Source organism: Reyranella soli (assembly GCF_007992495.1).
Taxonomy (GTDB): domain Bacteria; phylum Pseudomonadota; class Alphaproteobacteria; order Reyranellales; family Reyranellaceae; genus Reyranella; species Reyranella soli.
The window spans coordinates 1-8,938 of record NZ_BKAJ01000257.1 but is presented as its reverse complement, the minus strand read 5'-3'; the positions used below and the strand labels follow the sequence as shown (position 1 = coordinate 8,938).

The following is an 8,938-nucleotide window of genomic DNA, read 5'->3' as shown; positions in this document are numbered from 1 at the left end:
ACGCCTGGGCCTTTGCGTTCGGCTATGCAGTTATTAGGGTCGAATACTTCTTGTAGCCTCGCACCCTCGTCCCTATCGAAGGGCTGCGAGAAACCCAGATGCCGATTTATGTAAAGATTTCGCCGCTCCATCGGCTGGTGACGATTGTTGCCATTTCGGGTGTCTCGGTCCGCGCGTTGCGTGAGCAATCTGCCGGCCGGTGTCTAAGGGCGGCTGTTTTGAAGCGCGCACCGGCCGGCCCCAAGGCGAGGCCGGTTTCTGTTTGAGCTTCTCCGCTCACGGGGCGCCGTATGTAGCGCAAGCCCAAGCAGCGATCATTGACCGGAGCGGTCAAGACGTTGACTGCCGGCGACAGGGAAATCTCTTCGAGAAGGTGATGGTGGGCGCGGCACGGATCGAACGTGCGACCTCACCCATGTAAAGGGTGTGCTCTACCGCTGAGCTAAACGCCCTGAGCAAATATAGGCGGTCGGCGATTGCGTGGCCCGAACGCTTCGGGAGTAATCCGGCCCCTCTCCCGTCCGCACGGGCCTCAAGCTCGTGACCAAGGTTGCGGAGCTGCGTCCGCATCCCGATGTGGCACTTCAGGTCCGCGTCGACATCGCCTCGGGCCTTGTCGTTGTCGGCGATCTGCTTGGAGTAGGCGCGTCCCAGGAACAAACGCTAGTCGGCGACACGCCAAACCTCGCGGCGCGCCTGGCCTCGCGGTAAGAGCAGCCTATTGCAAAACGATGTATTCAAACTGCTCCGCCACCGGCACCATCGCCTTTGGCACCGGTACCTTGCCCTTGAGCCCGCCCGGCACTTTGTTGTTTGCGTCGCTAGCAAATACGAGACTCCTGAACGGGCTCGCCTTGCCACCGGTCCACTTGCGGTCGGTCGGGATTGTCACCGGTGTCTTGGCGACAAGCGATTTCAATTCGATGAAGTCACTGGTCGGCAGCTTGTCCCAATCCAGCGCCCTGCCCTGCTCTGCGAACAAATCGCCCCCGTGCGTCACAACCCTTATCGATACGCACGTGAAGCCCCATTTTTCCAGTATCTGGCGCACGGTTGCCCCTGAGTGATCCGACTTGCCCTGGGCGTGATTGGCACCGACATGCAGCATGCCCGCATCGCCCCCATGGAAGCCGTGCTCCTTGAATTCGACAGCGAACTCTCGTACCAACGCCATATCACGCAGAGAATCTTTACTGATGATCGACCCGATGCTCAGGATCTCGCGCCGAGTGGCTTTGATGAAATCCAATACGGGCTGAAACCGGATCACCTCCACCCCCCTGGCGATCTTCTCCATATCGGTCTCGCTCGGAGCGGCCGCGGGTGGGACTGTCTTGTCGCGCATATACCTATCGACGGCAGTCCGTATCACGCCTGTTCTGAAAAAGTGTTCGCTGGCAAGAAACTTGTACTTCGGGTCTTTGAGCAGTTCGAGCAGCAGCCGCACGACGGCCTTAACGCGCATGTCCTTGCGACTTTCCTCGGCGCTTTGCTTGATGTCCACGGACAGATGAGTCTCGCCGACAATGGCGATATGATGCTTCTCGGTGATTTTGGTGACCGTGGTACTGTTGCGAGTGATGTAGTCCTTCAAATCGTCAGTGAGCGCCATGTCGGACTCGCTATCGAGGAGGGACCGGGTCGAGCACGTCAGCTTGAAGACGCGTTTAAGAGGGTGCGCCACTATCGAACGCAAATAGTAGCAGGCGACTCTACTGAGCAAACGTGACTTTGCGCACGCAGCAAAGAATTTGATCTTAGCTAACAGCACACGCGGCAAGCGGGCGCCCAACAGTACTGACCAAACAACAGATTTTAGTCATGTCTCGCGGTTCAAACCACTGCACGATCTGGGGTGCGGTGTTGCCCCGATGAGTACAAGCCAGTGTTACAGCCTCGAATGGACGTGTTCGCGCCGACCCTTCGCGACCTCGACACCAACTCGGGACCGAAACGACGGCTCAGACGTCGCGGGTCGACCATGCGGCCGGGCAGTTCGTCGCCTTACGGTGGGAAAGGCCACAGAACGACGCGGTCCGTACGCTCACAATCGAGCCGCGTGGCTGCTTGTGCTGCACTCACGGTTGGCTGGAGCAGGCGACCGACACCATCATGAACTTCACCGGGGCCACGACTAGCCTCCCGAGGAGATCGACAGATGGCCGCTCGCAGCGTGACGATCAAAGTCGACAACAAGTTCGACGTTGCTCTGGTCTTTGACCACAACAGCATTCAGCACGGCATCTGGGGCTCCAATCCACCGCCACGCATTGAGCCGGGCACTCTAAAACAGTGGGTCGCCGAGTCCGACGGGGTTGCGACAGGCACCGAAGGCACCGTCTGGTACCGGCTGGACATCCCCGGCAGCACCGGACTGGTGCGGCTGCACTGGGACAACCCATTCGTCGGCAGTAACAACTTCGACCAGTCGGGCCCCCCTGTCGTCACCGTAGTTCGCCTTGGCGATGGCTCGGGCAATGACGCAACCGCCCACTGAGTAGTCACCGACGCCTCCACCACCGGCGATGGCATCCCTGACTCCTGGAAGACCAGCGGCGCCACGATCGACCCAGGCGACGGTGTCGGTCCCCAGTTCGTTGACCTGCCCGCGATGGGGGCGACCGTCGGAAAGCCGGACATCTTCGTACACCTGGACTGGATGGAGGACGCGACTCACTCGCATCGGCCCAGCGACGCTGCGATCAAACTGGTCGTCGACGCCTTCCGCAACGCGCCTTACATAGCGCGCAACGGCGCCGTCGGGATCAACCTGCACATCGATGCGGGTCCAACGAGCGTGATGAACTACACGACGGGCGCGACCTGGGGCCCACTGAGCCGCGCCGCGGCGGTCGGCGAGGTCACCCAACTCGGCACCACGAGCTTGGATGGCGCTGGCAACGTCACTTATGACTGGACCGACTTCGACAAGCTGAAAAACAGAGCTGGCGGACTTACCAAGTCCGGTCGTGCGCCAATCTTCCGATACGCCGTGGCCGCTCACCAGATCGGGTCGGTGAACAACAGCGGCGTCGCGCGCACGGCTCCGGGGTCAGATTTCATCGTGAGCCTTGGCACCTTCGCGGCGGTAACTGACATGCAGACCGCCGGCACCTTCATGCACGAACTCGGGCACGTCCTAGGCCTCGACCACGGCGGTAGCGACGGCTTCAACAACAAGCCCAACTACCTGAGCGTTATGAACTACCTGTGGCAATTTTCCGGGGTCAGTCGCGGCGGTGTCTTCCTACTCGACTACTCACGGGTGGCGCTGGCGGTATTGAAGGAGGCGGGTTTGAACGAGACGGTCGGTCTCGGTCCGGGCTCTACCGGTTACGCGACCGCGCGGTGGGTGCCCGGTGCAGGCGGGGCCCCAGGGTCGTTTGTGCAGATCGCCAACGCTGCCGGCCCGATCGACTGGAACGGCGACGGGGCGGCTACGAACGCGAACGTTCCTTTCGACATCAATGGCGACGGCACGCAAACCGACCTACAACCCTGCAACGACTGGCAGATTCTCAAGCTGCGCGGTGGTGCGGTCGGATCAGGCGGATACGCACCGCCGGCGCAATCGGTCATCCCGCGCGAGCTCACGCCGGCGGACCAAGCGCTGATCAAGCCCCCCGACGGTACTCCGCCGGTGACGACCGCGAGCGTTTGGCCGACGCCAAATTTGTCGGGGTGGAACCGCAGGCCAGTCCTTGTGACGCTGACGTCCACGGACGACATCTCTGGGGTCGCGCGAACTGAATACGATCTCGATGGGTTGGGGCCGGTAACTTACAGTGCGCCGGTGACGATCTCGGCCGAGGGTGTCCATCATCTCGGGTACCGCTCGATCGACCACTCCCAGAACGCCGAGGACCGACAGCAGAAAGATGTACGCATTGACCTGACGGCTCCCGAGGTTGTCATCTCCTTTGACCCCGTAGTCGACGACCTCGTCGTCGAGGGGGCGGGACAGCCTCTCTGGAGTGGCGACAAGCCCAGTGGCACCGATAGGCCGAACCGACGTCGAATGGACCTCGTTCGGCTCTGACGTCGCTGAACTACGTACTTACCAAGTACGGGACCGCGCCGATAATTCGACAACACTCTATCTCAAAGTCCGCTGTTCGCCGTTCGCCTATGAGGCCAGTGTGCTCGCCATCGTCTATGACGATGCTGCACATCACGATCGCGACGCCTCAGCCGAGCGCGAGGAGGCAATCAAGCTGGCCCGAGACCAAAATTCTACCGTACGTGCTCGGGCGCCGCGCAACACGATGGTTTTCGAGCGGCTCGTCGGTCGCAATGCAGCAGCCCCATTGTTGGGGGTGAGGCAGATCGTGGCAATCGGCGAGCGCGACGCGCGCCGCACCGTCCGCGCCCGGTGGGATGCCTTGGACGATTACACTATCCTCGTTCGCGAGGCGGGTGCTGGCTCGTGCAGTCCCTGCCGTGACGATCGAGACGAGCACGACGGTGAGCACGGCGGTTGCGATGGGGACGCGCAGCATCGTGAGAAGGAGCGACGGCCCGATCGAGTGGAGGGAGCCGGCTCGGACAACCACGATCAGGAGACCGGTGCCGGACGAGAGGACGACCAGCGCCGGAAGCGCTGTGGCCCGACTGTGGTTTCGGAGTCCGACGTCCGCGGGATGGTTGTGCTCCATGTGTTGAGTGAAGACGGCCGCCTTTACGTCATGGAGTAAGGAGCGAGAATCACGATGCGAGATCCCAAGGCATCCGCCAGGAATTAGCATCCTACGGGTCAATCTGCGCCGGATGCCATCGCGTCCGAACGCCACGCGCGTCAAGCCGAACAGACGAAATTTCGGGTGCGCAGAGGGCTGTCCTTGCCGAAAACGCCATCCGCGATCGATTATCAGGTGCGCGGATAGTTAGATCCGACAATATTGATGATAAAGCCCGCCCAGGATGGCGTATGGTCAAAACTGAACCGCCCGCCGGGACATCACGCCGCCTCTCGGTGGTAATAGCGCAAGAGCCCGCCCAATCGATCGCGGCACCGCACAGGGCCATCGCGCTGCCGATCGTTCACCTGAGGAAACAGCAGGACGTTGCCCTTCCGCTGATGATTCCGCTCGGTGTGGAAATGGTCGACATAGTTGTTCAATGCCCGCCGCAACGAGCGCTCGCCTAAGAGGATTAGCTTGGACAAGCACTCTTCCTTAACCGACCTGACCCAGCGCTCCGCGTAGGCGTTCAGGTTCGGGCTGCGCGGAGGCAGCGCGAGCGGGTCAACTCGACCTGATGCAATGATGGCCCGGAACGACCGCGTTAGACTGGTGTCGCGGTCGTGCAGGAGATAGCGGCAATCTCGGCGGCTCTCGAGGTGAATGAAGAACAGCACGTAATAGGTCACCAGCCCGCGCAGCGTCAGCACCTCGGCGGTGAAGAAGTCGGTCCCCGCCAATAGCTCCACGTGGGTCCGAATGAAGTCCGTCCACGGGGTTGTGCGCTTGCGCTCCGGTGCCGGCGGCAGACCGTGGCGCCGCAAGACATTGCCAACCGTTTGATCGGAAATCTCGTAGCCCAGATTGGCCAGCGCCCCTGCAATCCGGTCATAGCCCCAGTCCCGCTTCTCCCTGGCCATGCGAATGATCAGCTGCTCGACCTCTCGCTTGATGCGCGGCCTTCCGATAGCGTCATGTACACCGCTGTCCGCTCCTGTCATCGGTGGGTAGGAAGGTGGGTAGCAGTGCGCGGCAGGCTAAACCTCCTCAGCGCGATCAAGATCGAGTCCGCTACGCGGCCCGGCTACGTGCACGACGGTGGTGGCCTGTATCTCCAGATCAGCAAGGGCGGCGGCAAGAGCTGGATCTACCGATTACACGTTTGGCGGACGGCGCCGTGAGATGGGGCTGGGCACGTTCAAGAAGCACTCGAAGGACAAGGCACGAGTGAGCCTCGCTATGGCCCGGACTCTGGCCACCAGGCACCGATCACTTGTTGAGCAGGGAAAAGACCCGATTGCAGAGCGTGACGCTCAGGAAGCGCGCAAAAGGCTGGAGGAAGCCCGGGGTCTCACCTTCGACAAGGCTATTGAGCGCTTCCTCGAAACCAATGAGGTGGGCTGGAGAAGTGAGAAGCATCGGCGCCAGTGGCGCGACTCGCTCAAGACCTATGCCTCCCCCGTCATTGGGAGCTTGTCAGTGGCGGCCATCGATACGCCGCACGTGACGAAGGTGCTGGATGCAATTTGGCACCAGAAGCCGGCAACCGCGTCCCGAGTGCGAGGCCGCATTGAGCGTATTCTGGATTGGGCCAGGGTGCGTGGTTTTGCCAATCCACCATTAACCCCGCACGGTGGCGCGCTCACCTCAAGGAAACCTATCCGGCAACCAGCAAGGTCCGCACGGTCAAGCATCATGCTGCAGTCGCCATTGACGACGCAGCCACCGTCTACGCCCGTCTCAAGCACTCGGATTCCATGCCGGCGCTGGCCTTCCGGTTCCTCATTCTGTCCGCCGCCCGTGCCGGTGAGGTAATGGGAGCCAAGTGGTCTGAAATCGATGAGAAGGCGCGGATCTGGACTATACCCGCGTCGCGCATGAAGGCGGCCCGTGTTCATCGGGTCGTCCTGTCCGACGAGGCGATGGCGGTGCTCAAGAAGGCGGCGAGCTACCGGGTTGACGATTGGGTCTTTCCCGGGCGCCGCAGGGGACGCCCGAAGGCTTTGACGACCTTGACGAGAGCATTACGGGCTGCAGGCGGCGGGGACAGCACTGTTCATGGCTGGAGGTCGGCGTTCAAGGATTGGGCTAGCGAGCGCACCACCTTCCCCAAAGAAGTTAGCGAGATGGCCTTGGCCCATACCATCGGTGACAAGGTCGAGGCTGCTTATCGCCGTGGCGAGCTGATGCAAAAGCGCGCGGCGATGATGGCGGCATGGGCCAATTTTCTCACGGCACCGCAGAAGGCCAACAAGGTCGTCCCTCACGGCACACGGGCGCTGGGATGACAGACTTGGTATCAGCGCAGCTCGGGCGACGGCCCTAAACGCGCACTTCGCGTTAGTATCTGCGAGCCGCCTCAGCCTCGGCTTTCGACCTCTCGGCCTTCTTGGCTTTCTCGACCTTCTCGGCGCGAGCCCTTAGGCGGCGCTCTTTGGCTTTTAGGCGACGTTTGCGAGGGTTCCTCATGGGAACCACTGTGAGACGACTTGGCCCTCTCGTCTAGCCCGAGATCCTCGTCCTAATTCGGAGTGCACCGCAGCTTACGGATAATACACCCGTTCATAGAACGAAGCGATGATGGCGCCGATAATGAGGGCCGTCAGGAAGAACATGGCGATTCCGGCGTCGGAGGTCATTTGCGATTTCCGCCAACATTGGGCGGCTCCGTCAGGCTCCAGCGTTCGGGCAGTCGATCAGCCGCACGAGCTCGCGCACGCATTGCTGAGTTTCAATCCGTAGTGTCCGTTGACTGTGCAGCTACCACCGCCCAGTCGGGAGACGGGGCAATGGTGGGCGCGGCACGGATCGAACGTGCGACCTCACCCATGTAAAGGGTGTGCTCTACCGCTGAGCTAAACGCCCAAAGCAGATATAAGCGATCGCCGGTTGCGTGGCCTGAACCCTTCGGGAGTAATCCAGCACCCTCTCATTTGGACAGCACGCTCGATTGTGCTCCATCAATCGCGAGGCTGCAGTGCTAGCGAAGTAGCGTATTCGCACGGGTAGTAAATGCCACGAACCAGGCGATGGACCACCTGCCATCGGGCTGGCGCCGGAAGATGTCCATGCCTTCTTCCTTGGTGGTGTCTTGGGTGCCATTCGCTTCTGTCGTCAGGGTCCAAGTCGACCGGACGACGGCGACATCGCCCGAGACCGTAATTTCGTGGATATCCGGATTCTTGTAGCTAACTGGGAGGTCGGTCCTTGCCAGTAGCTTGGCAAGATTGCCGCACATTGTTTGTTTTGTGCCCCGCGTCGTCTCGGGACATGAGATCGGGCGCGAAAAGGTCGCAAACTCCGACCGGATCCTTGGCGTTAAAATCCGCCGTCCATCGCTGCAGGCGCTGAGTGATTGCTGCCGTATCATTAGCTTCGTCCGTACGTGCCGCCGTAACTATTGCAACAGTAAGGACAATGGCGACGAGTGCTGCCGATCTATTCCGGATCATTCACTTAACTCCCCTTCCTGTTGACCCAGCCCCACGCTGATGTCCCCCCACTCCCTAGTCGCCGCTGTCCACACGAATGCCCAAGCGATGCCATCGCGCACCAGTAAGTGTCGATTGTGCAGGACGCGCAGATCGCGCGCTTACTGTCGCGTCAGCCGAATTATCGCGCTGCCTCCAGGATAGCGCATCGTCCCCTCCAGTCGACCTTCTGCTGCACGCGTGAGTGCCAATTCGGCGGAAAAGGCGGAGATTGGATCTGAAGGCGCAGTCTCGGCAAGTGCATAGAGGCAACCGGGAAAAGCCGAGGACGTCAGCGTGAGCTCGCGTGACTTTACATTGCCGGCAATCGTTACCCAGCCGATTCTGCGGTGGCCGCTGTCATATCGCATGTTTACGTTGCCATCGGCAGCAATCGGACTGCGGTGTGTCGCCCCTGCGGGAATCTTTGCAACAAGTTCACCGTTGGTCACGCCTGTCTTCGCCGTCGTTTACTGGTTCGAGCTATGCCGCACGAACAACCAGAGCCAGTGCCTCTCGATAGTGGCGCCCAGACCCTCCCCGACACCCCGCAAATGGCGACGATCCGGCCGTAGCGGTCGTGGTCCTTCTCCTGGCAGGGGATCTGATTCCTCCCAGTCAGCGCCTGCAGGCTGGCGCTGCTATTCGGCCGGCGGGCCAACCATCAGGGCAAGCCTGCGAGAGCTCGGGCGCGTCGATGCCCCAGAGACGATAGGTGATGGTCTGTGCCGCCGTTGAATTTCTCAAAGTCAACAAAAGGAAGGTCAGGAAGCGCAATATTGCGGCAAA

General features: G+C 61.1%; 8 protein-coding genes, 2 tRNA genes and 1 pseudogene. 6 read left to right on the top strand and 5 right to left on the bottom strand.

The genetic code is table 11. The features are described 5' to 3' along the window. Window positions 1-377 precede the first annotated feature (377 nt). Both RSO01_RS44660 and RSO01_RS44650 read right to left on the bottom strand, forming a co-directional pair. Window positions 378-452, bottom strand: a tRNA-Val gene (locus RSO01_RS44660). A gap of 266 nt (window positions 453-718) precedes the next feature. Then, window positions 719-1,612 (bottom strand): hypothetical protein, encoded by an 894-nt coding sequence (locus RSO01_RS44650; protein ID WP_147157091.1) that lies wholly within the window; start codon window positions 1,610-1,612, stop codon window positions 719-721. Between the two features lie 546 nt (window positions 1,613-2,158). Between RSO01_RS44650 and RSO01_RS44645 the strand changes: the two genes are divergently transcribed. The 3 genes from RSO01_RS44645 (at window position 2,159) to RSO01_RS44635 (ending at window position 4,694) form a co-directional block, all read left to right on the top strand. Continuing rightward, on the top strand, window positions 2,159-2,497 hold the full coding sequence (locus RSO01_RS44645) for an aegerolysin family protein (RefSeq protein ID WP_147157090.1): 339 nt from the start codon (window positions 2,159-2,161) through the stop codon (window positions 2,495-2,497). A 114-nt stretch (window positions 2,498-2,611) separates the two neighbouring features. Then, the gene (locus tag RSO01_RS44640; RefSeq protein WP_147157089.1) at window positions 2,612-4,039 is read left to right on the top strand and encodes an OmpL47-type beta-barrel domain-containing protein; all 1,428 of its coding nucleotides are present in this window, start codon (window positions 2,612-2,614) and stop codon (window positions 4,037-4,039) included. 100 nt (window positions 4,040-4,139) lie between these two features. Beyond that, window positions 4,140-4,694, top strand: coding sequence for a hypothetical protein (locus RSO01_RS44635; protein WP_147157088.1), 555 nt, complete (start codon window positions 4,140-4,142; stop codon window positions 4,692-4,694). A 263-nt stretch (window positions 4,695-4,957) separates the two neighbouring features. Here RSO01_RS44635 and RSO01_RS44630 read toward each other — a convergent pair whose 3' ends face one another. Beyond that, on the bottom strand, window positions 4,958-5,599 hold the full coding sequence (locus RSO01_RS44630; protein ID WP_373868003.1) for an integrase core domain-containing protein: 642 nt from the start codon (window positions 5,597-5,599) through the stop codon (window positions 4,958-4,960). Window positions 5,600-5,704: 105 nt separating this feature from the next. On the opposite strand from RSO01_RS44630, the gene RSO01_RS49340 reads away from it, so the two are divergent. The 3 genes and pseudogenes from RSO01_RS49340 to RSO01_RS49330 all read left to right on the top strand — a co-directional run bounded on the left by RSO01_RS49340 (window position 5,705) and on the right by RSO01_RS49330 (window position 6,967). Further along, on the top strand, window positions 5,705-5,860 hold the full coding sequence (locus RSO01_RS49340) for an Arm DNA-binding domain-containing protein (RefSeq protein WP_246159239.1): 156 nt from the start codon (window positions 5,705-5,707) through the stop codon (window positions 5,858-5,860). Between the two features lies 1 nt (window position 5,861). Continuing rightward, window positions 5,862-6,230 (top strand): annotated as a pseudogene (locus tag RSO01_RS50205) (phage integrase central domain-containing protein); the annotation flags it as partial. A 35-nt stretch (window positions 6,231-6,265) separates the two neighbouring features. Then, the gene (locus RSO01_RS49330) at window positions 6,266-6,967 is read left to right on the top strand and encodes a tyrosine-type recombinase/integrase (protein WP_246159238.1); all 702 of its coding nucleotides are present in this window, start codon (window positions 6,266-6,268) and stop codon (window positions 6,965-6,967) included. A gap of 502 nt (window positions 6,968-7,469) precedes the next feature. Here the strand turns inward: RSO01_RS49330 and RSO01_RS44620 are convergent. After that, window positions 7,470-7,544 (bottom strand) — tRNA-Val (locus tag RSO01_RS44620). A 115-nt stretch (window positions 7,545-7,659) separates the two neighbouring features. After that, on the bottom strand, window positions 7,660-7,917 hold the full coding sequence (locus RSO01_RS44615) for a YybH family protein (protein ID WP_170303840.1): 258 nt from the start codon (window positions 7,915-7,917) through the stop codon (window positions 7,660-7,662). Between the last annotated feature and the right edge of the window lie 1,021 nt (window positions 7,918-8,938).

Bases quoted from the DNA above. Each gene is read 5' to 3' on its own strand.
- RSO01_RS44650 (WP_147157091.1), bottom strand. From the start codon at position 1,612: ATGGCGCTCACTGACGATTTGAAGGACTACATCACTCGCAACAGTACC.
- RSO01_RS44645 (WP_147157090.1), top strand. From the start codon at position 2,159: ATGGCCGCTCGCAGCGTGACGATCAAAGTCGACAACAAGTTCGACGTT.
- RSO01_RS44640 (WP_147157089.1), top strand. From the start codon at position 2,612: ATGGGGGCGACCGTCGGAAAGCCGGACATCTTCGTACACCTGGACTGG.
- RSO01_RS44630 (WP_373868003.1), bottom strand. From the start codon at position 5,599: ATGGCCAGGGAGAAGCGGGACTGGGGCTATGACCGGATTGCAGGGGCG.
- RSO01_RS44615 (WP_170303840.1), bottom strand. From the start codon at position 7,917: ATGTGCGGCAATCTTGCCAAGCTACTGGCAAGGACCGACCTCCCAGTT.